Here is a 24,222-nt window from a genome sequence, read left to right as displayed (position 1 = left end):
CGTCGCTCCCCAGGTGGGGCAGCCCACCACCGGGAGCCAGGCATGCTGTGTCGGAAGTCGGCTGAGCCGACTTCCGACACAGCATCAGCTGACCGGTCAGGCGCCGCCCGGCAGCGGCCGGTCCTCCTCGACCAGGCGCTTGAACTGGGCCAGGTCGCCGCGCACCGTCTCCTCGATGGCGTGCGACTGGGCGAAGCCGTTCGGGCCGCCGTAGAGGTCGTGGACGGCCTCGGGCTCGTACTCGACCCGGACCTGCATCCGGGTCGCGCCGTTCTCCAGGGAGCGCAGGGCGACGGTGCCGCGCAGGTGCGCCGGGTCCAGCGTGCGCCAGTTCATCACCTGGTTCTCGCCGTGGTCGCTGATCGCGGTCTCGAAGGTGCGTTCCGCTCCGCCGACCTCGATGTCGAGGTGGGCGCGGTGGCTGCCGTGCGCGTGCGCGTGCCGCAGGCCGGCCACGAACTCGGGGTACTGGTGGATCCGGTGCAACTGCTCCCAGCAGACCTGGACCGGGACGTCGACGTCGATCTGCTCTTCCAGTGTGCTCATCGGCTCACTCCGCGTCCTCGTAGGGTTCGCCCTCCGCGCGGGTCTCGTCCGTGGCGTGCTTGACCTGCTCGGAGGTGACGCCGTCCAGCAGGTCCGGGTCCTCGGCCTCGGCGGCGTCGGCTGCCGCGCTCCGGTCGCGCTGCGGGCTGACGGTGGACATCAGTGCCTCCCTGGTGTTCAGGGGCCGGCCGGTGCGTCCGGCCGACATGTCCAGCCTGCGCCCCCCGGCTACGGTGGGCAACCGGCCTCGGCGCGAGCGGTCTCAGGCCAGCCCGAGGCCGGGGTCCGCCTCGGGCTCGGCGGCGGGGGAGAGGTCGGCCAGGGTGTTCCAGAAGAGCAGCTCGCACTCCTGCAGCAGCCGCCCGTAGCTGCGACCCTCGGTCAGGCGGGCCTCGGTCAGGCCGCCGGCCGCGAGCACCTCGACGGCGTCGTCGTCCAGTTCGGGGGCCGGGGTGGCGAAGAAGTCGAAGAAGGCGCAGGCGGCGTCCGAGAACCCGTAGTGACGGCGCAGCGCACGGGCGGTGACCGCGCAGTAGTCGCCCCAGGTGGCGAAGTTGACGGCCAGCGCGAGCACGACGGCACTCGGCTCGCCGTTCAGCGCCAGCCAGGCCAGCTGGCCGGCGTACGCCTGGCAGCCGGCCAGCGGCTCGCGGGCGCGCAGCGCCGCCTGGTCCAGGCCGCAGCCCGCGGCGAAGGCGGTCAGCGCGCTGAGCGCCAGCGATTCGCCTTCGGCCAGCTTGGCGAAGTAGCTCCCGGCCGGGGTATCGGCGCAGCGGGCGGCCAGCACCAGGAAGCTGCGCCGGTCGCTGCGGATGATCCGGTACTGCTGCCCGGCCAGTTCGGCGAGCACCGGGACCGGGGCCAGGCCCGCCTCGATCCGGGACACCAGGCGGTTGTCCCGGGCGGCCGGGGCGAGCTCACGGCGGATGGTCAGCAGGGCCTCGCGCGGCGTGGGCGTCATGGCGGCAGCGTATCCGTGCGGACACGGAGGGTGGGCGAGCCCGGCCGCCGTGTCGCCGTGCCGTCGCCATGGTCGCCGCGAGGATGACGCACCGTCAGAAGATCGACCAGCCGGTCGCCGTGGTGAAGGCGTCCAACGCGGTGACCGCGCCGACCGAGTTGCCCGCCCGGTCCAGCGCCGGCCCCCAGGCGCAGAGCGTGCCGCGCCCCGGCACGATGGCCAGGATGCCGCCGCCGACCCCGCTCTTGCCCGGCAGGCCCACCCGGTAGGCGAACTCGCCCGCCGCGTCGTAGGTGCCGCAGGTCAGCAGCACCGCGTTGATCCGCTTGGCGTCGCTGCGCGAGAGCAGCCGGCTGCCGTCGGCGCGCAGGCCGTGCCGGGCCAGGAAGAGGCCGGCCAGCGCGAGGTCGCGGCAACTGGCGCTGATCGCGCAGTGCGCGTAGTAGTGCGTGAGCACCGCCTCGACCGGGTTCTCCAGATTGCCGTAGCTGGCGATGAAGTGGGCGAGCGCGGCGTTGCGGTGGCCGTGCGCGGCCTCGGAGGCGGCCACCTGCTGGTCGGTGTCCAGCAGCGGGTTGCCCGACTCGGCGCGCAGGAAGGCGCGCACCGTCGCGGCGGCGTCCCCGGTCAGCGTCAGCAGGCGGTCGGTGACCACCACGGCGCCCGCGTTGAGGAACGGGTTGCGCGGGATGCCCTGCTCCGACTCCAGCTGGATCAGCGAGTTGAACGGCGTGCCGGAGGGCTCGCGGCCGACCCGGTGCCAGATCGCCTCGCCGCCGGTGGCCAGGGTCAGGGCGAGGGTGAAGAGCTTGGAGATGGACTGGACCGAGAACGGCGCCTGCCAGTCGCCCGCGCCGTACACCTCGCCGTCGACCGTGGCCAGCGCCAGGCCGAAGGCGCCGGGGTCGACCGCGCCCAGCACCGGGATGTAGTCGGCCACCCGTCCGGCGGAGAGCACCGGCCGCGCGGCCTCCACGGCGCGCTGGAGTTCGAGCTGATAGTCCATACAATCAGCTTTTCATGGCGCGGCGCCGCCCACCTACCCCCCGGTCGGCGGCAGACTGGACGGTATGCCCGAACTGCCCGAAGTCGAAGCGTTGAGCGCCTTCCTGGCCGAGCACCTGGTCGGCCGGCGGATCGAGCGAATCGACCCGCTCGCGGTGAACGCGCTGAAGACCTACGACCCGCCGGTCACCGCGCTCGCGGGCCGCACCGTCACGGCCGTCGGGCGACGCGGCAAGTTCCTGGTGATCACGACCGCGGGCCAGGGCGCCGACGGCGACCCGCACCCGGACGGCGACCTGTACCTGGTGGTCCACCTGGCCAGGGCCGGCTGGCTGCGCTGGCAGCGCAGGCTCGCCGCCGAGCCGCCGCACCCCGGCAAGGGCCCGCTGGCCCTGCGGGTCGCGCTGGCCGACCCCGAGGACCCCCGGGGTGCCGGGTTCGACCTGACCGAGGCCGGGACCAAGAAGGGCCTGGCCGTCTCGGTGGTGGCCGATCCGGCGCAAGTCCCCGGGATCGCCCGGCTGGGTCCCGATCCGCTGGACCCCGGGCTCACCCTGGCCGAGCTGCGCGCACTGCTGGCCGGCGAGCGGCGGCAGCTCAAGGGCGTGCTGCGGGACCAGAGCGTGCTGGCCGGGATCGGCAACGCCTACTCGGACGAGATCCTGCACGCCGCGAAGCTCTCCCCGTTCAAACCGGCCGCCAGGCTCACCGAGGCGGAGAGCGAGACCCTGCACCGGGCGATCGGCGAGACCCTGCGCGAGGCCGTCGAACGCTCGCGCGGGCTGGCCGCCGGGGAGTTGAAGGCGGAGAAGAAGACCGGGCTGCGGGTGCACGGCCGGGCCGGGCAGCCCTGCCCGATCTGCGGGGACACCATCCGCGAGGTCTCCTTCGCCGACTCCGCGCTGCAGTACTGCCCGCGCTGCCAGACCGGCGGCAAGCCGCTGGCCGACCGGCGGCTCTCCCGGCTGCTCAAGTAGCGCGAGCTCAAGTGCCCGAGCTCAAGTACCCGAGCTCAAGTAGCGCGAGCTCAAGTGCCCGAGCTCAAGTAGCCCGAGGGTATGGCGGGTCGCGGCCGGGTGTGGCAGCCTCGCTCCCGGTTACGATCCCTCACCCGCACGGGAGCTGCCCATGCTCAGCCACGCCCAAGGCGCCACCGACCGACCGCTGCTGGCCGAGACCATCGGCGCCGACCTGGCCCGCACGGTGGCGGCCTTCGGGGAGCGCGAGGCGCTGGTGGACGTGCCGACCGGGCGGCGCTGGACCTACCGCCGGCTCGCGGCCGAGGTGGACGTGGTGGCGCACGGGCTGCTCGCCCTGGGCGTGCGGCGCGGCGACCGGGTCGGCATCTGGTCGCCGAACTGCGCGGAGTGGGTGCTGGTCCAGTACGCGACGGCCCGGATCGGCGCGGTCCTGGTCACCGTCAACCCGGCCTACCGCACGCACGAACTGGAGTACGTGCTGCGCCAGTCCGGCGTCGTCGTGGTGGTGGCGCCACCGGCCTACAAGAGCTCCCAGTACGCGGCGATGCTGGCCGGGGCCCGGTCGAACTGCCCCGAATTGCGCGAGGTGGTGCTGATCGGCGAGGACTCGTGGACGGCGCTGCTCGAAGCCGGGCGCGCCGGCGACCCGGCGGCGCTGGCGGCCCTGGCGGCCGAGCTGCGGCCCGAGGATCCGATCAACATCCAGTACACCTCGGGCACCACCGGCTTCCCCAAGGGCGCCACCCTCTCGCACCGCAACATCCTCAACAACGGCTACTTCGTCGGCGAGCTGTGCGACTACACCGAGCAGGACCGGATCTGCGTGCCGGTCCCCTTCTACCACTGCTTCGGCATGGTGATGGGCAACCTGGCGGCCACCTCGCACGGCGCCTGCGTGGTCATCCCGGCCCCCACCTTCGACCCCGCCGCCACCCTGGCGGCCGTCGCCGCCGAGCGCTGCACCTCGCTCTACGGCGTGCCGACCATGTTCATCGCCGAGCTCAACGACCCCGGCTTCGCGACCCACGACCTGGGCTCGCTGCGCACCGGCATCATGGCCGGCTCGCCCTGCCCGGCCGAGGTGATGAAGCAGGTCATCGAGAAGATGAACATGCGCGACGTGTCGATCTGCTACGGCATGACCGAGACCTCGCCGGTCTCCACCCAGACCCGCCGCGAGGACGGCTTCGAGCAGCGGATCTCCACCGTGGGCCGGGTCGGCCCGCACCTGGAGGTCAAGGTGGTCGACCCGGTCACCGGGGCGGTCGTCGAGCGCGGCACCCCCGGCGAACTCTGCACCCGCGGCTACTCGGTGATGATCGGCTACTGGGCGGAGCCCGAACGCACCGCCGAGGCCCTGGACACCGAGGGCTGGATGCACACCGGCGACCTCGCGGTGATGGACGAGGACGGGTTCCTGGCGATCACCGGCCGGATCAAGGACCTGGTGATCCGCGGCGGCGAGAACATCTACCCCCGGGAGATCGAGGAGTTCCTGCTCACCCACCCCGACATCCTCGACGCCCAGGTGGTCGGGGTGCCGGACGAGAAGTACGGCGAGGAGCTGATGGCCTGGATCCAGCTGCGCGCCGGCGCGCCCGAGCTGACCGCCGAGGCGCTTCGGGCCTACTGCACGGGCCGGTTGGCGCACTACAAGATCCCCCGCTACGTGCACCGGGTGGACGCCTTCCCGATGACGGTGACCGGCAAGGTGCGCAAGGTGGAGATGCGCGAGGAGGCGGTGAGGCTGCTGGGGTCGGGCCTGGCCGGTTAGAGGCCGGTTAGAGGCCGGTTGAGAGGCCGGTTGAGGCCGGAGGCCGCTCAGGCGTGGTCCTTGCCGACCTTGCCGACCTTGCCCGCCGGCGCGGCGGGCATCGGCTCGTAGCGCAGCGGGGCCCGGGTGAAGGAGCCGGTGCCGTGCGAGAGCGAGCGCAGGTCCACCGCGTAGCGGGTCAGCTCCAGTTCGGGCACCTCGGCCCGCAGCAGGCTGCGGCCCGGCCCGGCCGGCTCGGTGCCCAGCACGCGCGCCCGGCGCACCGAGAGGTCGCTGAACACCCCGCCCAGGTACTCGTCCGGGACCAGCACGCCGACCTCGGCCACCGGCTCCAGCAGCCGCACGGTGGTGCGGCTCGCGGCGTCGCGCAGCGCGAGCGCGCCCGCCGACTGGAAGGCGGAGTCCGAGGAGTCCACCGAGTGCGCCTTGCCGTCCACCAACGTGACCCGGACGTCCACCAGCGGGCGGCCCTCGCCCACGCCGCGCTCCAGCTGGGCCCGCACGCCCTTCTCCACCGAGGGGATGAAGTGCCGGGGCACCGAGCCGCCGACCACCTTGTCGACGAACTCGAAGCCGCTCCCGCCGGGCAGCGGCTCGACCAGCAGTTCGCAGATCGCGTACTGGCCGTGGCCGCCGGACTGCTTGACCAGCCGGCCGTGCCCGGTGGCGGGCGCGCCGAAGGTCTCGCGCAGCGCGACCCGGTACTCGACCTGCTCGACCTGGACGCCGAACCGGTCGGCCAGCTGGTGCAGCAGCACCCCGGCGTGCGCCTCGCCGGTGCACCAGAGCACCAGCTGGCCGGTGGCGGGGTTCTGCTCGACCCGGACCGTCGGGTCCTGCGCGGCCAGCTTGGCCAGGCCCTGGGCCAGCTTGTCCTCGTCACTGCGGCTGCGGGCCTCGACGGCGACCGGCAGCAGCGGTTCGGGCAGCTCCCACGGGGTGAGGCGGAGCGGTTCCCGCGGCTCCGAGAGGGTGTCGCCGACCCGGGCGGCGGTCAGCTTGCCGACGCAGACCAGATCGCCCGCCACCGCGTGCGGGACCGGGCGCTGCTGCTTGCCGAACGGGCTGGTCAGGCCCGCGATCCGCTCGTCGGTGCCGGTCCTCGCCGCCTCGCCCTCGCCCTCGCCCTCGGCGGCCGCGGCGCCGGCCACGTGCAGCTGGGTGTCCGGGTGCAGGGTGCCGGAGAAGACCCGCACCAGGCTGAGCCGCCCGACATAGGGGTCGTCGGTGTTCTGGATCACCTGGGCCAGCAGCGGACCGGCGGGGTCGCCCGGCAGCTCGACGAGCTCGGGCAGCGGCCGGTCACCCGGGGCGGGGAAGGCGGTGACGATCAGGTCGAGCAGGTCGACCGCGCCGGTGCCGTCCTCGGTGAGCGGCAGCACCGGGTGGATCGCGTCGTGCAGCACCGCGCCGCGCAGCCCCCGGGTGAGCGAGCCCTCGTCCAGCGTCTCGCCGCCGAGGTAGCGCTCCAGCAGCCCGTCGTCCTCGCTCGCGATCGCCTCCACCAGCCGCTCGCGGGCCGGGCCGGTCTCCGGCACCGCCGCCCGCTGCGCCTCCTGCGCCGCCTGGCCGTGCGTCTCGCCGCTGAGCAGCTCCACCGTGCCGCGCACCCGGCCCTCGCTGCGCACCGGCAGGTCCATCGGCTGGACCGACTCGGGGTGGCCCGCGCCGAAGGCCTCCTGACAGGCGCTCAGCACCTCGTCGAAGTCGGCCCGTGCTGCGTCCATATGGGTGATGGCGATGGCCCGGGGCAGGCGGAGCGCCGCGCACTGCGCCCAGAGCGCGAGCACCGGCGCGCCGATCGGCTCGGTCCCGGCGACCACGAAGACGGCCGCGTCGGCGGCCCGCAGCGCGGCCCGCAGCTCGCCGGCGAAGTCGGCGTGCCCGGGCGGGTCGAGCACGTTGATCTTCACGCCCCGCCAGCCGACCGGCACCAGCGAGAGCCGCACCGAGCGCTGCTGCTCGTGCTCGATCTCCTCGTGGTCGGAGACGGTGGTGCCCTCGCTCACCCGCCCGGCCCGGCTCAGCTCCCCGGCGGCCAGCGCCAGTGACTCGGCCAGCGTGGTCTTGCCGGAGCCGCTGACACCGACCAGGACGACGTTGCGCAGCTGCTCGGGCCCGTCGGCGGCGGGGACCCGTCCGGCCGCGCCGGCCCGGGATGATGCTCGCTCGGACATGCCGGTGCTCCTCGGACGCACGGGAAGGCTCGTCCTTCGAGCTTTCCACCGTGGCAGGCCCGGGTCCACCGGGGGCGCGGGCCCCGGGCGGGCGGGCGCGGCGCTCGGCAGGACGCGGGTGCTCAGCCGGCCGCGGCCGCGGGCGCGCTCGACGGGGCCGGTGCGGCCGCAGCTTCCGAGGCGCCTGCTTCCGAGGCGCTTGCTCCCGCGCCGCTCGTTCCCGCGTCGCTCGTTCCCGCGCTGCCCGTTCCCGTGCGGCTCGCGCTCCGACGCTGGGCGGTGGCCAGCAGCAGCGCGGTGAGCAGCGCCAGCCCGGTCGCCACCACGATCGCGATCCAGGCGTGCCGGAAGGCGTCCAGCGCCTGCCCGGCGGAGTGCGGGGTGCGGGGTGCCCAGCACGCTCACCACCACGGCCACGCCGACCACCGCGCCGATCTGACGTCCCATCGTGGTGACCGCCGAGCCGGTGGCGAACCTGGCGGGCGGCAGCGCGGCCGCCGCGGCGCCGATCAGGGTGGGCAGGGTCAGGCCGACCCCCGCGCCGGTCAGCAGCATCCCGGGCAGCAGCTCGGCCGCGTACCCGGGCGCGGTCTTCGCCGCCACGGCCCACCAGGCGATCCCGGCGGCGAAGAGGAGCAGCCCGAGCGCGGCCAACCGGCCGTGGCCGAGCCTGCGCAGCAGCGGACCCGCGCCCAGCGCGATCGGCGGGACCAGCAGCGGGCCGGGCGCGACCGCCAGGCCGGTGCGCAGCGCCGAGTAGCCCCAGACCTGCTGGCACCAGAGCACCGAGGTCAGCAGCATGCCCGCGAAGGCCACCGTGAAGAGCAGCGCGGTCGCGTTGGCGGCGGCGAAGACGGGCACCCGCAGCAGCGGCAGCTCGACCACCGGGGCCGGGTGCCGGGCCGACCTGCGCAGGAAGCCGCCGGTCAGCAGCACGGCCGCGGCCAGGCTGCCGGCCACCCGCGTCGAGGCCCAGCCCCAGCTGTCCGCCTTGACCAGGCCGATCGCCAGCAGCGCGATCGCGCCGGTGAGCAGCAGCACGCCGACCAGGTCCGGCCACGGCTCCGCCGCCCGGCCGCGCAGCCGCGGCAGCACCCGGATCCCGGCGACCAGTCCGGCCAGCCCGACCGGCAGGTTGGCCAGGAAGACCCAGCGCCAGTCGGCCTCCACCAGCAGACCGCCGAGCACCGGGCCCAGCCCGGCCGCGATCCCCCCGATCGAGGCCCAGGCGCGCACCGCCCCCGGCCGCCGGGCCGGCTCGGTCGAGTCCAGCAGCAGTGCCAGCGAGGTCGGCATCAGCAGCGCGGCGCCCACCGCCTGCAGCAGCCGGGCGCCGACAAGCCACCACACCCCCGGCGCGAGCGCGCAGAGCGCGGAGGAGAGCGTGAACAGCCCGAGCCCGGTCAGGAACGCGCCCCGGTGCCCGACCCGGTCGGCCAGCCGCCCGGCCGGCACCAGCAGCGCCGCGAAGACGATGGCGTAGCCGTTCAGCACCCAGGAGAGCGAGGCGAGGTCGCTGCCCGCGAAGTGCGTGTTCATCGCGGGCAGCGCGACGTTGACGATGAAGAGGTCGAGGTTGGAGACGAAGACGGCGGCGGCCACCACGAGGAAGACGCCGCGGGCCGGTGCGCCGGCTCGCCGGTCATGGTTTGAATTTCCAACTATCTGCATGGCACGGCACCGTAGCGTTAGCGGGTTTGGAAATGCAACCCATCGAGTGGGCCGATGAGCGGGTCGTATGCTGAGCGCATGGGTGGGACGGTGACTGCGGTCGGCAGCAACGGTGAGTACTCGTTCACCAAACCCAACCGGGCGGGCATCAGGCTGCTCGCCGGGCTCGGCGTCGAGGGCGACGTGCACGCGGGGGTGACCGTCAAGCACCGCTCGCGCGTCCGGCAGGACCCCACGCAGCCGAACCTGCGCCAGGTGCACCTGATCCACCAGGAGCTCTTCGCCGAGGTCGAGCGGCAGGGCCACCTGGTGGCGCCCGGCGACCTCGGCGAGAACATCACCACCAGCGGGGTGGACCTGCTGGCCCTGCCGGTCGGCACGCTGCTGCGGATCGGCGCCGACGCGGTGGTCGAGGTGACCGGTCTGCGCAACCCCTGCCCGCAGATCGACCACTTCCAGGACGGACTGCTCAAGCTGGTGGTGCACCGCGACGACGCCGGCGCGCTGGTGCGCAAGGCCGGCGTCATGGGCGTCGTGCTGAAGGATGGCGAGGTGCGCCCTGGTGACCCGGTCGAGGTCGAACTCCCGGCCGGACCGCACCGGCCGCTCGACCGGGTCTGACGTCCGTCCCCGGCTGTTCTCCGCACTCGTGGTGACGTCCGAGATCGCGGAACGGATCGCCGCGCGGTGCCCGGAGTTGGACGGACTCGAAGGACAACCGCTCGTTGATTCCGCCACGACCGCGGCCCGGACCGCGGCCCGGACCGCGGCCCGGACCGCGGCCCGGTCCGGCGGCACCGTGCCGGCGCCGGTGCTCTCCCAACTCGGTTCCCCGGAGGGAACGGTGCGCTGGGCAGCCCGTCCAGCACCGGAACGTCGGCGGAGTTCGTCGCCGCCTTCGCCCCTCGGTTCGCCAGGGCGCTGGCCGGGGAAGCCTCGAAGCCGAGCGGGGCTCGTTCGGATTCCGTATGGTGTCGCGTGATCGGCCGGTGACAGGAGTGGGGGATCGCGGTGCAGGAAGACCGGGTGGGTGGGCTGATCGCGGGGCGTTACCGGTTGACGGCGAAGCTCGGGGCCGGGGGCTTCGGGGAGGTCTGGGAGGCCCACGACGAGACCTTGGGTGTCAACGTGGCGGTGAAGGCGGTGCGGGTGCCTCCCGCAGCGTCCGTCGAGGAGCAGGCCGAGCGGCTGGCCCGAGCAGCACGCGAGGCACGCAACGCGGCGAGGCTGCGCGACCATCCCAACGTCGTGGCGGTGCACGACGTGGTCATCGACGGTGGACTTCCGTGGACCGTCATGCAACTCGTCGCCGGCACATCGCTGCAGGAGCACCTGGACGCGCAGGGCCCGCTGCCCGTGGGCCGGGCCGTCGCACTTGCCTCGGCGATGCTGAGCGCCCTGGGCGCCGCGCATGACGCGGGGATCGTGCACCGTGACGTCAAGCCCGCGAACGTGATGCTGGCGGGTGATCGGATCCTTTTGACGGACTTCGGCATCGCCGTTCACCAGCAGGACACCGCGCTGACCGGTACCGGGATGCTGATCGGCTCGGCGGAGTACATGGCTCCGGAGAGGGCCCGTGGCCAGGACGCTCTCCCGGCGAGTGACCTGTTCTCCCTCGGGGTGATGCTGTATCAGGCGGTGGAGGGGTTCTCGCCGTTCCGCCGTGGCACCTTCGAGGCGTCACTGGCAGCCGTGCTGTTCGAGAGCCCATCCCCGCCGCAGCGCGCCGGGGGGCTCGCTGACCTGATCACCCAGCTGATGGCCAAGTCCCCGGACCAGCGTCCAACCGTGGCACAGGCCCGGGAACTTGTGCGGTCGACCATGCTTGGTCGCTCTCGGAAACCAACCTTCGACGGGAGCGACGGCCAAGGTGGCCTTCCCCATGCCGGCACACACCGACGAGAACGCCTCAGTGAGGCTCTGGCCGCTGCGGAGCAGACCGCTCGCTGCCTGGTCGACGTGGACGAATCCGCCTGGGTGTTGGCCCAGGTGGCACAGTTCGTGAGCATCACCGACCCCGACCGGGCCCGTCACCTCGCCGCCGAGGCCGAGAACTTGATTCGCAGCTCCCCGCCGGCGAGCGGTTTCGGCGAGCCGGCGGTCCTGGCCGGGGTCGCGAGCAGCCTGGCCGGCACCGACCCCGACCGAGCCCGGCACCTCGCTGATGAAGCCGAGCATCTCGCCCGCGGCCTCCTCGGGGAGGCCGACCGGGCGCCGGCGCTCGCCCTGGTCGCGCGAAGCCTGGCCCGCGTCGACCCCGAGCGAGCCCGACGGCTCGTCGACGACGCCGAGCGCCTCGTCCTCCCGGACACGGACGCGTGGGCGGTGGCTCTCAACTGGGCCGCGGACGCGATGGCCGTCATCGACCCCGGACGCGCCCAGCAGCTTCGGGTAGCAGCCATCCACACCGAGGCCGTCCCTCCCTCTCCGGGCGAAGCCAAGGTGAGTCTTGCCGCCTCACCCAGCAGTGAGGCCGAGCGGGCGGCCCGCGCCACCTCCGATCGGGTCGAACGCGTCAAAGCGCTGGCCGAGGTGGCAGGCCAGTGGGTCGAGGCCGACCCCGACCGTGCTGAACTGCTGATGGCCGAGGCCGAACGCACCGCGCAGCGGATCCTCACCAGGTCGACGCGCTCCTGGGCGCGCTCCGAGATGGGAAAGGCCTGGGCGCGGACCGCACGAAAGCTGGCCTTCAGGGACCCCGACCGGGCCTGTGCCTGGGCGGACAGGACCCGGCGCCTCGCCCAGGACATACCCGATGGCACCTGGAAGAACGTGGTGCTGACGGAAACGGCTGGGGCGTTGGCCTGGATCGCGTTCGCCGTCGCGTCTGCCGACCCGGACAAGGCCGTGTCCCTGGTGGCCGAGGTCCGGGGCGTTGCCCGGACCGTGCCCGACGGCGAGTGGAAGCACATGGCAGTCACGCACGAGGTGAGTGCCCTGTCCTGGGTTGCGGGGAGCTTGGGCGGGCACGACCTCGACCGCGCGCTCCAGCTGATGGAGGAGGCCAAGACCACCATCAGCCGAGAGCTTCCCCATGATCGCAGGGACATTCCGCGGCGCGATGTGGTGCGGGATCTGGCGGAGATCGCGAGACGGCAGGTTCCTGTGGACCTCGACCGGGCCCTGGCGGTTGTCTCCCAGGCTCAGCTCCTCGCGCAGGAGATCTCTCACGACACCTGGAAGACCCCGGCGCTGGACGCGGTCGTGAGGGTGCTGGCCGATGTCGCCAAGCTCCTGGCCATCAGCGATCCCGTCCGGGCCCAGCAGACGGCGAACAGGGCCCTCCGGGCCCTCCGCGGCCTCCCGCAGGATGCCGCGAGCGGTTCGATGGGGCGGGTCGTCGAGGCAATGGCACGGATAGGAGAGCAGCAGGAGAGGACGGACCCGGGCCTCGGCGCAACACTGCTGGCCGACGCGGAACGCCTCACGCGCGACATCACCGACGACTCCGACAGGGCGTTCGCCTGGACAGAGATCGCGAGGGCGTGGGCGAATGTCGAGGAAGGCCACTGATGCCTCCTCGAAGGTGGACGGTTCCTGTAGCGGCCCCGACACTTCACTGACCGTCTGTCTGGCCGTCTGTCAGGCCGCCCGTCAGGCCGCCCGTCAGGCCGTCTGTCTGGCGCCCGACCGGTTGCCTGACGGGTTGCTGACCAACCATCAGGCCGGCTGCTCCATCACGGCGTTGATCTCCGCCATCGGAACCGCCCCGGCGAAGGAGCCGAAGCCACCGGTGCGCAGGATCTCGGCGGCGGAGCGCTGCGCGGCGGCCAGCGCGAGGCGGGCGAAGGCCGAGCCGACGCTGATCCGGCGGGCGCCGAGCTCGGCCAGCTGATCGACCGTCAGCTCGGCGATCGGGCCGGCCGCGATCACGCTGACCGGCTTGCTGACGGCCGAGCAGACGGTGCGGACCGCCTCGGCGTCCGGCAGCCCGGGCGCGAACAGCACGTCGGCGCCGGCCGCCTCGAAGGCCCGCAGGCGCCGCACCGTGTCGTCCAGGTCGGGGCGGCCGTGCAGGAAGTTCTCCGCGCGGGCGGTGACGGTGAACGGGAAGTCGAGCTCACGGGCCGCCGCGACGGCCGCCCGGACCCGTTCGACGGCTGCCTCGAACGGGAAGATCGGCTCGCTCGACCGGCCTGTGGCATCCTCGATCGATCCGCCGACCAGACCGGTCGCGGCGGCCAGCCGGATCGTCTCGGCCACCTCCTGCGGACTCCGGCCGAAGCCGTTCTCCAGGTCGGCGGCGACCGGCAGTTCGGTGGCGGCGACGATCGCCCGGGCATTGGCCAGCGCCTCGTCGCGGTCCACCAGGTTCGCGCCGTCGGCCCGGCCGAGCGCGAAGGCCAGCCCGGCGCTGGTGGTGGCCAGCGCGGCGAAGCCGAGGCCGCTCAGCAGGCGCGCGGTGCCCGCGTCCCAGGCGTTGGCGATGACGAAGGCGCCGGGGGCGGTGTGGAGGTCGCGGAAGGCGAGTGCGCGGCGGCGCTGGTCCTCGGTGGAGAGCTGCACGGGAGTCCTCTGGTCGCACGGGTGGTGACGGAGTGTCCGCGGTGGGCGCGGCCACCAGGACTTCCTATCACCACCGGCCGGGGTCGTGGTGCCGGTCGGTGTGTTGTGGTCAGGCGCTGCGGTCAGGGGAGTTGGAGGTAGGCGGCGCGGCCGGTGCGGCGGGCCTCGGCGCCCGCCTCGACCAGCGCGAGCCGGGCCGGGCGCAGTTCCCGGCGCCAGGCGGTGAGCGGGCGGACGGCGAACTCGTGGTGCTCGGCCGGGTCCAGCCGTAGCGTCGCGAGCCGCGCCGGGTCGAGCGCCGCCGTCGAAGACCACGCCCACCTTGAACGGCCGGCCCGCCGACGGTGCGGCGAAGAGCAGCGCGAGCGGCGGCGGGACCGGGTGCTCGGGCAGGATCAGCCCGGTCTCCTCCCTGACCTCCCGGCGGGCGGCCCGCCACGGGTCGTCGCCGGCCTCCAGGTTGCCGCCCGCGAACTGCCAGACCTCGGGGTCGTAGACCGACTTGAGCAGGTTCCGAGGGCTATCGCCGGTCCACCGGGTCGGAGTCGGCGGCGACATCGCCGTCCAGGTAGACCCAGGCGCCCTCGTGGCGCACGAAGCGGCTGTTCTCGTGCATCGCGCCGGCGTGCCCGCGCTCCCGGTAGTGGGCGGTGAACTCGACCGTGCCCTCCTGGTGGAACGGGCCGCCCTCGGTGCTTCCCAGGATCTCCAGCCGCTGCCAGCGCAGCTCAGGGGCGTAGTCGACCTCCGCCGGCCGGGTCAGCGGGTGCCAGCTGCGCAGCAGGTAGGCGGTGTCCTCCAGCGCGAAGGCGCTGAACCGTGAGCGCATCAGCTGCTCGGCGGTGACCGCCGGGGCCAGGCCGCGGTGCAGCCGGCCGCAGCAGTCGGCGTAGCTCGCGGGCAGGCCGCACGGGCAGGCGGTGGGCTCGGCGGGGCGCTGGGTCGGGCGGGGCCTGGTGGCGCGTCGTGACATGTGTCCATTGTGACCGGCGGGGGTCGGTAGGGGGCCGGTGGGGGACCGGCGGTCGCAGCCCGGTGCCGGGTGGCACCGGGCTGCCGGGGATCAGGGCAGCTGGAGCTGCTGCCCGGGGTGGATCAGGTCGGGGTTGCCGCCGACCACGCCGAGGTTCGCCTGGTAGAGCTGCTGCCAGGAGTCGAGGTGGTGCTGCTGGGCGATGTCCCAGAGGTTGTCGCCGCTCTGCACGGTGTAGCCGGCGGCGGGGGCGCTCGGGGTCGCGGTGGGGGCGCCGGCTGCGTCGATGGCGCCGGCCGGCGTGCCGGGCGCGGTGGGCTGCGCGGGCGCCTGCGGGGCGGCGGACACCGGGGTGCCGGGTGCCGGGGCGGTCGGCACGGTCGCGGGCGGCACGGTCGGGGTGGCGGCGGGAGTGCCCGGCACCGGGGCGGCCCAGGTGGGGCTCGCGGGGGCGGGAACGCTGGACGCCGGCGTGCTGGAACCGGGCGCGGGCGTCGCGGTCGCGCCCGGGGCGGTGGGCGGGGCGGCGGGCGGCGTGCTCGGCGCCGGTGCGCTCGGGGCGGTCGGCGCGGTGGTGGGCGCGCCCGGGCTCGGCGGCGTCACCGGTGCGGTCGGCGGGGTGGGCGCGGTCGGCGCGCTGCTGACGGGCGCGGGCGCGCCCACCGGTGCGGTCGGGAGCGGATCGGTGGGCGTGGTGGGCGTGGTCGGTGCGGGCGCGGTCGGCGTCGGAGCGGGTGTGCTCACCGGCGCGGTCGGGGTGGGCGCGGCCGTCGTCAGCCCCGCCGTGGTCGCGCAGGTGCCCCAGATGGCCGGGCCCTGGGCGGCGAGCAGCTGCTCGGCCACCGCGATCTGCTGCGCCTGGGTCGCGTGCGAGGCCTGCGCCGCGTACTGGTCGCCGCCGTAGGTGAGCCAGTTGTCCTGGCTGAGCTGCAGGCCGCCGTAGAAGCCGTTCCCGGTGTCGGTGCTCCAGTTGCCGCTGGTCATGCACTGGGCGACGGTGTCCCAGGTGGCGGGGGTGGCCGCGTGCGCGCCGGTCGCGGTCAGCAGCGGCAGGGCCAGCCCCGCGCCGGCCACGGTCGCGACGGTCACCGCGCGCTCGGCCTGGGTGGGGCGGCGGTGGCGGCCCGGACCGGAAAAGACTCCGGATATGCCCATCGAACATCCCTCTCCGCACGCCTGCGAGGTGAGCTGTCGGGTTCGGACCGGGAGGTTGGCCCGGCCGTTCGCGGACGGATCCGGCGGACGGCTTCACCCCGAGCCGTACGGGGACGGCATCGAAACCTGGGTCCCCCGCCCCTGCCCAGAGGTGTGGTCGTGGTCCCGGGAGCGCGGTGGGCAGGACTCGGCGTTCCGGCCCCGGGTGCCCGCGCGGCGGCGGGTTGCTGGGGAGACTAGACGGATCATCACCTCGATAACAACCCCGCATCGCACACGTCACACGCGAATCACGGTCGCCGACCGATGCTCCGTACTGAGACCGTTCACGCTGGGTTGCGATTGGTTGCCGTGGTGTTTGCGGGGCGGCGTCGGCGAAATGCTGTGTCACTGGCCTGCCATAGCTTGCGGCCATGGGTGTCTACCTGGTCAGCATCAGCGCGGAGGAGTGGTTCGGTGGGGATGAGGACGGGTGGGGTGAGACGTCGGCAGCCCTGAACGCGGAGCTGGCGAAGCGCGGGACAGCGCCGTACGAGCCGGTGCCTGAGGGGGCGGACTTCGTCCGCGGCTCTGGCCAGTCCTTCGAGGAGAAGCTGATCCCCTCGATGGACGGGTTCACGGCTCTGTGCGAGGCACATCTGGAGCGGGAGGAGATCGAGACCGTCTGCGGCTGGACGGTCATGGTCCCGATCTCCCTGGAGGAGGACATCTGGCTGCCGGTCAGCTCCAGCTACACGGACGAGACGATGGTCGCGGGTGCTCCCCAGGTGCTGGGGATTGCCGAGCGGCTGGCCGCAGTGGTCGAGCTGCCTGCCGAGGTCCCGGAGATGTGCGACAACCTCGACCTGACGATGTGGTTCATGGGCGGGGCGGCGAAGGAGCTCGCCGCCGCGCGGCCGGGGCCCTGGGCGGAGGATCTCGACAGCACCTTCTACGTCGCGCTCCACCTGCGTGCGGCTCAGCATTCGCTGCGGCGGGGCTGTCCCATCGCATTCAGCTGACACCGCGGCTGACACCGCGGCGTAGCTACGGACGGTCACCCCGGGAACGCCGATCGGTACTGCGTCAGGTCCGCCGCTCCCGGCGGCGGTGATCGCGCCCGGACTCGCGTCCGCCGCCGCTAGGTTGGGAGTTGCCGGCGCGGACGAGCCGGTGCCGACCAGCTGATCAGCCGATGAGGAGAGGCCCATGGCCGACGAAGCCAAGATCCGCGAACTGTTCGCCGCCCAGATCACGGGCGTGCTGGTGACCCTGAAGCGGGACGGGCGGCCGCAGCTGTCCAACATCCGCTACGCCTACGACCCGGCGAAGGAGCTGATCCGGGTCTCGATCACCGCCGACCGGGCGAAGGCGAAGAACCTGGCCCGGGACCCGCGCGCCAGCCTGTACGCGACCACGCCGGACTTCTGGACCTGGGCGGTCGCCGAGGGCACCGCCGAGCTCACCCCGGTGGCGGCGGCCGAGGACGACGCCACCGTCGAGGAGTTGATCGACCTGTACCGCACCTTGGAGGGCGAGCACCCCGACTGGGACGACTACCGCGCCGCGATGGTCCGCGAGCGCCGCCTGGTGGTCAAGCTGCACGTCGAGCACCTGTACGGCCAGACTCCCTGACGGCCGTTCCCCAGCGGCCCGAGGGACGCCCCCGGGGGTCCGACGGCCGTTCCCGGGCGTCCCGACGGCCGGGCGGGGCGCCGGAGTCCGGCCCGCTCGGCCGCCCGGGTTTGCCCGATCGGCGGACACGGCACCGCGCGCCGCAGCACGATGAAGGGGCGCGCCCCCGACCGGGGAGCGGCGGTCGCATCGGGAACGAGGTGGGGCTGTGCACGAGTTGGAGCCTGCCGTCGAAGGGGCGGAGGGTGAGCCGCACTGGTGGTGGGAGGTCGACGCCGCCCTGCTGGGCAAGGCGCCCGCCCTGGACGTGGCGATGCACTGGGCCCAGGGGCTGACCGGTTGGGCCGCCGGACACGATCCCCGGGTGGCGGGTGGCGGGTGGCGGGCGGCGACCTGGAGGCGGTGCGGACCCTGCTCGGCCTGGCCGTCTACCGCGCCGCCCAGAGCGAGGCGGTCACCGACCCGGGCCGGATCCCCACCCTGCTGCCCCTGCTCGCCCTCGCCCGCGGTGCGGCCAGGAGCACCGCCGAGGCCCGCCCGCTGGGCTACGGCAACCGGGGTCGGCTGCGGCTGGCGGACCGGGCCCGGCTGCGCGCCGTGCTGGACGACCCGGACCCGGCGGCCTTCGAGGGGCTGCGCAAGGAGACGGTGCTGGTCCTGGTGGCCAACACCGACCACGCGCGCACCGAGCTCTGCCGGCGGTCCAACAGCCCGAGCGTCTGGAAGGACCGCCCGCTGATCACCATCAACGCGCGCGAGCCGCACCTGCCGCGCCGCGGGCCGCTGCCCTGGGACTGGTACAGCACCGGCGGCGGGGCGCCGGAGGCCGAGCGTTAGCGGCGTACCGACCGACCTGGCACGAGCGCCCCGGCGGCGGCCGGTCCGGGGCCTTCCCGTACGCTCGGGGGCTCGCGGGCCGAACGGCTCTGGCCTGCGGCGGAACAGCACAAGGGGAGGCCGGAACGATGAGCGCCGACGACGTGTGGCGGGCGCCGGACCCGGACGGCGGGCCTGACCTGGCCGGCGGGCCGGAGCCGAAGGACTGGCCGGGTGCGGCGGTCCCGCCGCCGGCGGCCGGACCGTTCCCCGGCCCCGGCGGACAGCAGGGTCCCACCCCGTACCCCGGCCCGTACCAGGGCTCTGGCGGCCACCCCGGCCCCGGCCCGTACCCTGGCGCAGGCCCGTACCCCGGCCCCGGCCCGTACCCCGGCTCGGGCCCGTACCCGCCGCCCCCGCCGTTCCAGGGTGGCTGGCCGCCGCCCTGGGCCACCTGGGGCTTCACACCCCCGCCGCCCAAGCCCGGTGTGATCCCGCTGGCCCCGCTCGGGCTCGGCGAGGTGCTGAACGGCGTCCTCACCACGCTGCGCCGGTACGTCAAGGCGCTCGTGCTGCCCCTGCTCGGGGTGGCGCTGGTCGCCACGCTGCTGCTCGCGGTCTACGGCGTGGTCGGCTACCTGGCGACCGAGCACGTCTTCCAGGGCCTGCAGGACCAGCCGGACGGTCAGCTGACCGACAGTCAGGCGACTGCGGTCGGCGTCCTGGTGGTGATCGGGCTGCCGCTGCTGCTCCTCTGCTACCTGCTCTTCTCGCTGGTGGCGAGCACGTCGGGCGCGGCGGTGCTGCGGCACGCCGTCCTCGGGCGCCCGGTGACGGCCGGGCAGCTCTGGTCGCAGACCCGGCCCTTCCTGTGGCGCGTGCTCGGCGTCCAGCTGCTGCTCGGCCTGGGCGGGCTCGGGGCCGTGCTGGTCGCGCTGCTACCGGCGGCGCTGGCCGGGCTGGCCACCGGCAGCGGCGCGGTCTTCGGCGTGCTGGCGGCACTGCTGGTGCCGGTCGCACTGGGCTGCTCGTGCTACGTCGGGATCCGGCTGACCCTGTTGATCCCGGTGCTGGTGCTGGAGGACCGCCGCCCGATCGCCGCGATCCGGCGGGCCTGGGCGCTCAACCGGGGCGCGTGGTGGCGCAGTCTGGGCATCCCGCTGGTGATGCGGGCGCTCGGGTCCTTCGCGGTCCAGGCGATCTGCGTACCGGCCTCGATGCTGGGATCGATGGCGCTGGCCGTCTCCGGCTCCACCGCCCAGATGGACCAGTACGGGGACCAGGCCACCGGCGCGCCCTCCGCGTTCGGCGTGGTCGTCTTCATCGCCGTGATGCTGCTCGCGCTGGGTGTGGCGACGCTGCTGCTCGCGCCGGTGGGGCCGCTGACCGACGGGCTGCTCTACATCGACCGGCGGATCCGCCGGGAGGGTCTGGCCGACACGCTCGCGGAAGCGGCCGGGATCCCCACGGCGCCCGCCGCTCCGGGGGTCTGACCCGCGCAGCCCGTCGCGCCCCGGTCCGCCTCCGCCGCGTGCGCCGCGTCAGCGGGTGTAGATCCCGTCGAGGCGGCCGCGGCCCAGGGCCGGACCGCCCGCGGCGGCGAGCACGTCCGCGGGCCTGGCCTGCTCCAGGGCCGCGCCGCCCGCTGCCGAGGTGAGGGCGGCGGGCAGGGCGAAGAGCTGGAAGACGTAGCGGTGCGGCCCGTGCCCCTTGATCGGCTCGGGGCCGGTGTAGCCGTGCCCCATGCCCGACCGGAGCACCCGCACCCCCGGGACCGTACTGCCCGCGTTCAAGGCTCCGGTGGGCAGCGTGACGAGACCGGGTTCGAGCAGTGCGAGGCAGTGGACGAACGGGCTGCGGGTGGGTGAGTCGATGTCCTCGACGACCAGCAGCAGTTGGGCGGTGCCTTCGGGCGCGCGGTGCCAGACCAGGGCGGGGGAGCGGTTGTCGCCGCCGGCGCGCTTGCCGACGTGGGCCTGTGGGACGACGCCCTCGTGGTCGAGAACGGGGCTCCACAGGTCGAGCACCTCGGGGCCGGCCAGGGCGGGCAGGTGCCAGGCCAGGTTCGCTTCGCCGGCGCGCTTGTTCTTCAGCAGGGTTCCGAGAATCGCCACGGTGTTTCCTTGGTCAGTCGGAGGGACGGGAGCAGGTGTGAACGCCGGTGCGGGGACGGGCGCGGGGACGGGCGCGGGGATGAACGCCGGCGCGGAGCCCGTCACGCGGTGACCGGACGAGGTCCGCCGGCCGACGGTGCGGGCGCCGCCGCGGCCAGTTGGCGCACCTCGCGGGCGATGGCCGGCCACAGGGCGGCCGGCAGGTCGTGGCCGACACCGGGGAAGGTGACCAGCCGGGCCCCGTCGACGGCGCGGGTGGTGGCGCGGGCCGCGGTGACCCGCAGGATCGGGTCCTGCTCGCCGTGCAGCACCAGCGTCGGACGGCGCAGCTCGCGCAACGCGGGGCCGTGCCACTGGGCGCCGATCTGGCGGCTCTGCGCCTTGGTGTCCCGGGGGCCGCTGTCCACCTCGGCCTCGACCCAGGCGCGGGCGGCCGCCTCGTCGAAGGGGTAGCCGGGGGAGGCGATGCCGCGCCAGACCGCCAGGCTCGCCTCGATGTCGCCCTCCCGCCCCTCGGGGAACCGGGCGCGTGCCAGCTTGGCCAGCAGGCCGAACCGCAGGTAGCGCAGGACCCCGAGACCGGAGACGTCGCTGGGCAGCGCCGCCGAGGACGTCACGCTGAGCACCCGGTCCGGGTGGCGCAGGGCGAGCCGCTGGGCGATCGCTCCGCCCAGGGAGTGGCCGAAGACGTGCGCCCGCTCCCAGCCGAGCGCGTCCAGGACGGCGACCGCGTCGTCGGTCATGTCCTCGGAGGTGTAGGCGTCGCCGCGCTTGCCGAAGAGCGCCTTGAAGGGGTTGGCGGCGGCGGTGTCCGGCATCCGGGTCGACTCGCCGGCGTCGCGCTGGTCGTAGCGGGCCACGGCGAACCCGGCGTCGGCGAACGCCTCGCAGAGCCCGGTCGGCCACCAGAACCGCGCGGTGGCCAGCCCCATGATCAGCAGCAGCGGCTCGCCCCGCGAACCCGTGAGCTGGTCGAACGCCACCTCCACCGCGCCGTTGTCGGCATGCCTGGTCGCCGTCCACGCGCGCTGCCCTCGCACCTCGGTCATGGACTCCCCCTCTCGACTGCACTCAGCCGTATCTCCACTGCGATCGACGTTCGCAGTACCTGCCCACTAAGGTACTGCATACAGCGTTCGCAGAAAAGGAGAGATCATGTCCGAGCAGGCCGTCCCGAGCATCTGGCTCCGCCCCGAACGCTCGGGGCGAGGGCCGGCTCCCGCCTTCGACCGCGACCGCCTCGCCGCGGCCGGTGTCGCGCTGGCCGACGCGCACGGCCTGGCCGCCGTCACGATGCGGGCCGTGGCGCAGTCGCTCGGCTCCGGTCCCGCGTCGCTCTACCGCTACGTCTCCACCCGCGAGGAGCTGCTGGAGCTGATGATCGATCAGGTCAACGGCGAGATCTCCTACGCCGCGCTCGGATCCGGGCGGTGGCTCGACGACATGCTGGCCCTGGCCCGCCAGAGCAGGCGCCGCTACCTCGATCACCCCTGGCTGCTCGACGCGCTCGCCCAGCGGGCCCTGTTGGGGCCGCACGCCGTCACCTATCTGGAGCGCTCACTGGCCGCGCTCGCCGACCTGCCGGCCACCCCGCGGGCCAAGCTGGAGGCGATCGGCGTGCTCGGCGCCGTGGTCGCGGCCCTGGCCCGCGCCGAGGCCGCCCAGCGCCTCGCCGGGCAGACCGTGCCGCAGTGGCAGCGGGCGCAGGCGGAGTACCTCGCACAGGCCGCCGGTTCGGGCCGGCATCCCCACCTGGCCGCCGCCCTGGCCGGGGAGGGGGCCGGCGCGGGGGCCGACGCTGACCATGGCGTCGGCGAGGGGGCGGGCCCCGGCGGTGAACCGGCGGAACAGCTCTTCGACCGGGTGGTGACCCGCATCCTGGTCGGGCTGCTCCAGCCTGGTGTGATCGCGTCGTAGGGCCCGAGGGGCGTGGGGTGGGCGGGGGCCTGGACCGGGCAGGGGATTGGGTTCCCGGTCCAGGCCGACCACGCACGGGCGCCGAGCGGGCGGCGGACCCCACGGGGGTGGAGGCTCGCGGCCGCTCGGCGTCCGTGGTCCCGGGGCGGGCGGTGGCGGTCCTTCCGGGGACCGGGCACCGTGCTCCGCGGGGTGGGACGAGCCTGGCACGGCCGGTCGGTCAAATCAACAGATGCTGATGTGATTGTGCATCACATTCATTTCAGCCTACGGATGTCCCGCTCAGCCGCGTCCCGGGGTCGACGCCGGCTGGTCCGCACCGGTCTGCTGCGGACCGGGCCGCCGCTGGTCGGCGCCGTCCGGGCCGCCTCCCGCGCCCTTGCCGTCCTTGCCGCCCCGGCCGCGCAGCGCCGAGGCGAGCGCGCCGATCAGGGCCAGCAGGGCGGCGGCGCTGAAGACGGTGACCAGGCCGTGGTGGAACGGGCCGGAGACCAGCTCGGGGAAGAACCGGTTGCCGGTCAGCGTCTGCGCGTTGGCCGGCGGCAGCGTGGTCAGCACCCCGCTGGGACCGAGCAGGTGGCCGATCGGGTTGTTGCCGAGGAAGGTGGCGAAGAGCGTGCTCACCGGTGGCAGTCCGGCCACCTGGCTCGCCGTCGCCGCCGGCACCTGCTGGGCCCGCAGCCCGGTGTCCAGCGCGTGCGGCAGCGAGCCGGCCAGCCCCACGATCATCAGTGAGAAGAAGAGCCCGATCGACAGCGCGCTGCCCGAGTTCTGGAAGGTCGAGCGCATCCCGGAGGCCACCCCGCGCTGGTCCGGCGGCACGCTGCCCATGATCGCCGAGGTGTTCGGCGCCGAGAACATCCCCTGGCCGATCCCGCTGACCAGCAGCAGCGCCGCGAAGGCGGGATAGGGGAAGTCGACCGGCAGCAGCATCAGGCCGACGAAGGAGGCGGCCACCAGGAGCAGTCCGCCGGTGGCGAAGAGCCGGGCGCCGAAGCGGTCGGAGAGGTAGCCGGAGACCGGGCCGCCGAGCAGGAACCCGACGGTCAGCGGCAGCATGAAGATGCCGGCCCAGAGCGGCGTGCGCTCGAAGGAGTAGCCGTGCAGCGGCAGCCAGATGCCCTGCAGCCAGATGATCAGCATGAACTGCATGCCGCCGCGGGCGATCGCGATCAGCAGCGCCGCCAGGTTCCCGGCCGCGAACGCGCGGATCCTGAAGAGCCGCAGCTGGAACATCGGCTCGGCGATCCTGGTCTCCGCGACGCAGAACGTGGTGAGCAGCACCAATCCGGTGCCGAGGCCGCCCAGCACCCAGGGGTTGGTCCAGCCGGTGGGGTGCCCGCCGTAGGGCTGGATGCCGTAGGTGATGCCGGCCAGCAGGCAGGCGGCGCCCGCGGTGAAGGTCAGGTTGCCGACCCAGTCGATCCGCCCCGGCCGGCGGGTGCCGGTCTCGCGCAGGCTGCGGTAGGACCAGAAGGTGCCGACCACGCCGAACGGGACGCTGACCCAGAAGACGGCCCGCCAGTCGATGGTGGCCAGCACGCCGCCGACCAGCAGGCCCAGGAACATGCCGGCCAGGGCGGTGATCTGGTTGATGCCCAGCGCCATGCCGCGCTGCCGGGCCGGGAAGGCGTCGGTCAGGATCGCGGCCGAGTTGGCCGTCAGCATCGAGCCGCCGACCGCCTGCACGATCCGGAACCCGATCAGCCAGAGCGCGCCGCCGCCGCCGTGCAGCGGATCGAGGGAGAGGGCCAGCGAGGCGGCCGCGAAGACCACGAAGCCCAGGTTGTACATCCGCACCCGGCCGAACATGTCGCCGAGCCGGCCGAGCGCGACCACCAGGACCGCGGTGGTCAGGGTGTAGCCGAGGATCATCCAGAGCAGGTAGCCGATGTTGGCGGGCGCCAGCGGGTCCAGGCCGATGCCGCGGAAGATCGCGGGCAGCGAGATGATCACGATCGAGCTGTCGATGGTCGCGATCAGCACGCCCATCGTGGTGTTGGAGAGCGC

21 protein-coding genes, 2 pseudogenes and 1 riboswitch are annotated in these 24,222 nt (G+C 74.1%); of the genes and pseudogenes, 10 read left to right on the top strand and 13 right to left on the bottom strand.

The features are described 5' to 3' along the window. Window positions 1-96 precede the first annotated feature (96 nt). From OG455_RS04885 to OG455_RS04870, 4 genes are all read right to left on the bottom strand, one after another. Window positions 97-546, bottom strand: a complete 450-nt coding sequence (locus tag OG455_RS04885; RefSeq protein WP_266290567.1) for an SRPBCC family protein — start codon at window positions 544-546, stop codon at window positions 97-99. A gap of 4 nt (window positions 547-550) precedes the next feature. Then, window positions 551-706: a hypothetical protein gene (locus OG455_RS04880; RefSeq protein ID WP_266290565.1), complete on the bottom strand. Its 156-nt coding sequence runs from the start codon at window positions 704-706 to the stop codon at window positions 551-553. A 102-nt stretch (window positions 707-808) separates the two neighbouring features. Further along, entirely contained in the window at window positions 809-1,507 is a 699-nt protein-coding gene (locus OG455_RS04875) for a transcriptional regulator (protein WP_266290563.1), read from the bottom strand. A 94-nt stretch (window positions 1,508-1,601) separates the two neighbouring features. Then, the gene (locus OG455_RS04870) at window positions 1,602-2,513 is read right to left on the bottom strand and encodes a glutaminase (protein ID WP_266290561.1); all 912 of its coding nucleotides are present in this window, start codon (window positions 2,511-2,513) and stop codon (window positions 1,602-1,604) included. Between the two features lie 64 nt (window positions 2,514-2,577). Between OG455_RS04870 and OG455_RS04865 the strand changes: the two genes are divergently transcribed. Next, complete coding sequence (locus OG455_RS04865; RefSeq protein WP_266290559.1) at window positions 2,578-3,489, top strand: Fpg/Nei family DNA glycosylase; 912 nt, start codon at window positions 2,578-2,580, stop codon at window positions 3,487-3,489. 151 nt (window positions 3,490-3,640) lie between these two features. Continuing rightward, on the top strand, window positions 3,641-5,266 hold the full coding sequence (locus OG455_RS04860) for an AMP-binding protein (RefSeq protein ID WP_266290557.1): 1,626 nt from the start codon (window positions 3,641-3,643) through the stop codon (window positions 5,264-5,266). A 47-nt stretch (window positions 5,267-5,313) separates the two neighbouring features. Here OG455_RS04860 and OG455_RS04855 read toward each other — a convergent pair whose 3' ends face one another. Together OG455_RS04855 and OG455_RS04850 are read right to left on the bottom strand one after the other, a co-directional pair. Next, window positions 5,314-7,443, bottom strand: a complete 2,130-nt coding sequence (locus OG455_RS04855; RefSeq protein ID WP_266300660.1) for an elongation factor G-like protein EF-G2 — start codon at window positions 7,441-7,443, stop codon at window positions 5,314-5,316. 429 nt (window positions 7,444-7,872) lie between these two features. After that, window positions 7,873-9,114, bottom strand: a pseudogene (locus OG455_RS04850) (MFS transporter); the annotation flags it as partial. Window positions 9,115-9,192: 78 nt separating this feature from the next. Between OG455_RS04850 and OG455_RS04845 the strand changes: the two are divergent. Then, complete coding sequence (locus OG455_RS04845) at window positions 9,193-9,735, top strand: MOSC domain-containing protein (protein ID WP_266290555.1); 543 nt, start codon at window positions 9,193-9,195, stop codon at window positions 9,733-9,735. Between the two features lie 390 nt (window positions 9,736-10,125). After that, window positions 10,126-12,630, top strand: a complete 2,505-nt coding sequence (locus tag OG455_RS04840) for a serine/threonine-protein kinase (protein WP_266290553.1) — start codon at window positions 10,126-10,128, stop codon at window positions 12,628-12,630. A 147-nt stretch (window positions 12,631-12,777) separates the two neighbouring features. Here the strand turns inward: OG455_RS04840 and OG455_RS04835 are convergent, their stop codons facing one another. Continuing rightward, the gene (locus tag OG455_RS04835; RefSeq protein WP_266290551.1) at window positions 12,778-13,623 is read right to left on the bottom strand and encodes an isocitrate lyase/phosphoenolpyruvate mutase family protein; all 846 of its coding nucleotides are present in this window, start codon (window positions 13,621-13,623) and stop codon (window positions 12,778-12,780) included. A gap of 131 nt (window positions 13,624-13,754) precedes the next feature. Here OG455_RS04835 and OG455_RS04830 point away from each other — a divergent pair, with 131 nt between their 5' ends. Continuing rightward, window positions 13,755-13,895: a hypothetical protein gene (locus tag OG455_RS04830; RefSeq protein WP_266290550.1), complete on the top strand. Its 141-nt coding sequence runs from the start codon at window positions 13,755-13,757 to the stop codon at window positions 13,893-13,895. 130 nt (window positions 13,896-14,025) lie between these two features. Here OG455_RS04830 and OG455_RS42210 read toward each other — a convergent pair. The 3 genes and pseudogenes from OG455_RS42210 to OG455_RS04820 form a co-directional block, all read right to left on the bottom strand. Beyond that, window positions 14,026-14,181: pseudogene (locus OG455_RS42210) on the bottom strand (NUDIX domain-containing protein); the annotation flags it as partial. Continuing rightward, a complete protein-coding gene (locus OG455_RS04825) occupies window positions 14,144-14,596 on the bottom strand; it encodes a YchJ family protein (RefSeq protein ID WP_266290549.1) in 453 nt (150 codons plus the stop codon). The pseudogene OG455_RS42210 and the gene OG455_RS04825, both read right to left, overlap by 38 nt. Before the next feature lie 90 nt (window positions 14,597-14,686). Continuing rightward, a complete protein-coding gene (locus tag OG455_RS04820) occupies window positions 14,687-15,751 on the bottom strand; it encodes a transglycosylase family protein (protein ID WP_266290548.1) in 1,065 nt (354 codons plus the stop codon). A 2-nt stretch (window positions 15,752-15,753) separates the two neighbouring features. After that, window positions 15,754-15,915: riboswitch (cyclic di-AMP (ydaO/yuaA leader) on the bottom strand. Window positions 15,916-16,164: 249 nt separating this feature from the next. Here OG455_RS04820 and OG455_RS04815 point away from each other — a divergent pair. The 4 genes from OG455_RS04815 to OG455_RS04800 all read left to right on the top strand — a co-directional run bounded on the left by OG455_RS04815 (window position 16,165) and on the right by OG455_RS04800 (window position 19,674). Beyond that, window positions 16,165-16,752: a hypothetical protein gene (locus tag OG455_RS04815; protein WP_266290546.1), complete on the top strand. Its 588-nt coding sequence runs from the start codon at window positions 16,165-16,167 to the stop codon at window positions 16,750-16,752. Between the two features lie 187 nt (window positions 16,753-16,939). Further along, complete coding sequence (locus OG455_RS04810) at window positions 16,940-17,365, top strand: PPOX class F420-dependent oxidoreductase (protein WP_266290544.1); 426 nt, start codon at window positions 16,940-16,942, stop codon at window positions 17,363-17,365. Window positions 17,366-17,743: 378 nt separating this feature from the next. Continuing rightward, the gene (locus OG455_RS04805) at window positions 17,744-18,202 is read left to right on the top strand and encodes a hypothetical protein (RefSeq protein ID WP_266290542.1); all 459 of its coding nucleotides are present in this window, start codon (window positions 17,744-17,746) and stop codon (window positions 18,200-18,202) included. Window positions 18,203-18,330: 128 nt separating this feature from the next. Continuing rightward, window positions 18,331-19,674 (top strand): hypothetical protein, encoded by a 1,344-nt coding sequence (locus OG455_RS04800; protein WP_266290540.1) that lies wholly within the window; start codon window positions 18,331-18,333, stop codon window positions 19,672-19,674. A 48-nt stretch (window positions 19,675-19,722) separates the two neighbouring features. On the opposite strand, the gene OG455_RS04795 is transcribed toward OG455_RS04800, so the two are convergent. Further along, complete coding sequence (locus OG455_RS04795) at window positions 19,723-20,295, bottom strand: YbhB/YbcL family Raf kinase inhibitor-like protein (RefSeq protein WP_266290538.1); 573 nt, start codon at window positions 20,293-20,295, stop codon at window positions 19,723-19,725. A 101-nt stretch (window positions 20,296-20,396) separates the two neighbouring features. Further along, a complete protein-coding gene (locus OG455_RS04790) occupies window positions 20,397-21,344 on the bottom strand; it encodes an alpha/beta fold hydrolase (RefSeq protein ID WP_266290536.1) in 948 nt (315 codons plus the stop codon). Window positions 21,345-21,450: 106 nt separating this feature from the next. Between OG455_RS04790 and OG455_RS04785 the strand changes: the two genes are divergently transcribed. Next, entirely contained in the window at window positions 21,451-22,212 is a 762-nt protein-coding gene (locus OG455_RS04785; RefSeq protein WP_266290534.1) for a TetR/AcrR family transcriptional regulator, read from the top strand. A gap of 282 nt (window positions 22,213-22,494) precedes the next feature. Here the strand turns inward: OG455_RS04785 and OG455_RS04780 are convergent, their stop codons facing one another. Then, window positions 22,495-24,204: an MFS transporter gene (locus tag OG455_RS04780; protein ID WP_266300659.1), complete on the bottom strand. Its 1,710-nt coding sequence runs from the start codon at window positions 24,202-24,204 to the stop codon at window positions 22,495-22,497. Between the last annotated feature and the right edge of the window lie 18 nt (window positions 24,205-24,222).

The organism is Kitasatospora sp. NBC_01287, assembly GCF_026340565.1.
Taxonomy (GTDB): domain Bacteria; phylum Actinomycetota; class Actinomycetes; order Streptomycetales; family Streptomycetaceae; genus Kitasatospora.
The sequence above is the reverse complement of the archived record's forward strand: the minus strand, read 5'-3'. Positions and strand labels throughout refer to the sequence as shown.

Bases quoted from the DNA above. Each gene is read 5' to 3' on its own strand.
- OG455_RS04800 (WP_266290540.1), top strand. From the start codon at position 18,331: ATGAGCGCCGACGACGTGTGGCGGGCGCCGGACCCGGACGGCGGGCCT.
- OG455_RS04870 (WP_266290561.1), bottom strand. From the start codon at position 2,513: ATGGACTATCAGCTCGAACTCCAGCGCGCCGTGGAGGCCGCGCGGCCG.
- OG455_RS04820 (WP_266290548.1), bottom strand. From the start codon at position 15,751: ATGGGCATATCCGGAGTCTTTTCCGGTCCGGGCCGCCACCGCCGCCCC.
- OG455_RS04810 (WP_266290544.1), top strand. From the start codon at position 16,940: ATGGCCGACGAAGCCAAGATCCGCGAACTGTTCGCCGCCCAGATCACG.
- OG455_RS04780 (WP_266300659.1), bottom strand. From the start codon at position 24,204: ATGGGCGTGCTGATCGCGACCATCGACAGCTCGATCGTGATCATCTCG.
- OG455_RS04815 (WP_266290546.1), top strand. From the start codon at position 16,165: ATGGGTGTCTACCTGGTCAGCATCAGCGCGGAGGAGTGGTTCGGTGGG.
- OG455_RS04845 (WP_266290555.1), top strand. From the start codon at position 9,193: ATGGGTGGGACGGTGACTGCGGTCGGCAGCAACGGTGAGTACTCGTTC.
- OG455_RS04885 (WP_266290567.1), bottom strand. From the start codon at position 546: ATGAGCACACTGGAAGAGCAGATCGACGTCGACGTCCCGGTCCAGGTC.
- OG455_RS04790 (WP_266290536.1), bottom strand. From the start codon at position 21,344: ATGACCGAGGTGCGAGGGCAGCGCGCGTGGACGGCGACCAGGCATGCC.
- OG455_RS04860 (WP_266290557.1), top strand. From the start codon at position 3,641: ATGCTCAGCCACGCCCAAGGCGCCACCGACCGACCGCTGCTGGCCGAG.
- OG455_RS04875 (WP_266290563.1), bottom strand. From the start codon at position 1,507: ATGACGCCCACGCCGCGCGAGGCCCTGCTGACCATCCGCCGTGAGCTC.
- OG455_RS04880 (WP_266290565.1), bottom strand. From the start codon at position 706: ATGTCCACCGTCAGCCCGCAGCGCGACCGGAGCGCGGCAGCCGACGCC.
- OG455_RS04865 (WP_266290559.1), top strand. From the start codon at position 2,578: ATGCCCGAACTGCCCGAAGTCGAAGCGTTGAGCGCCTTCCTGGCCGAG.
- OG455_RS04855 (WP_266300660.1), bottom strand. From the start codon at position 7,443: ATGTCCGAGCGAGCATCATCCCGGGCCGGCGCGGCCGGACGGGTCCCC.
- OG455_RS04785 (WP_266290534.1), top strand. From the start codon at position 21,451: ATGTCCGAGCAGGCCGTCCCGAGCATCTGGCTCCGCCCCGAACGCTCG.
- OG455_RS04825 (WP_266290549.1), bottom strand. From the start codon at position 14,596: ATGTCACGACGCGCCACCAGGCCCCGCCCGACCCAGCGCCCCGCCGAG.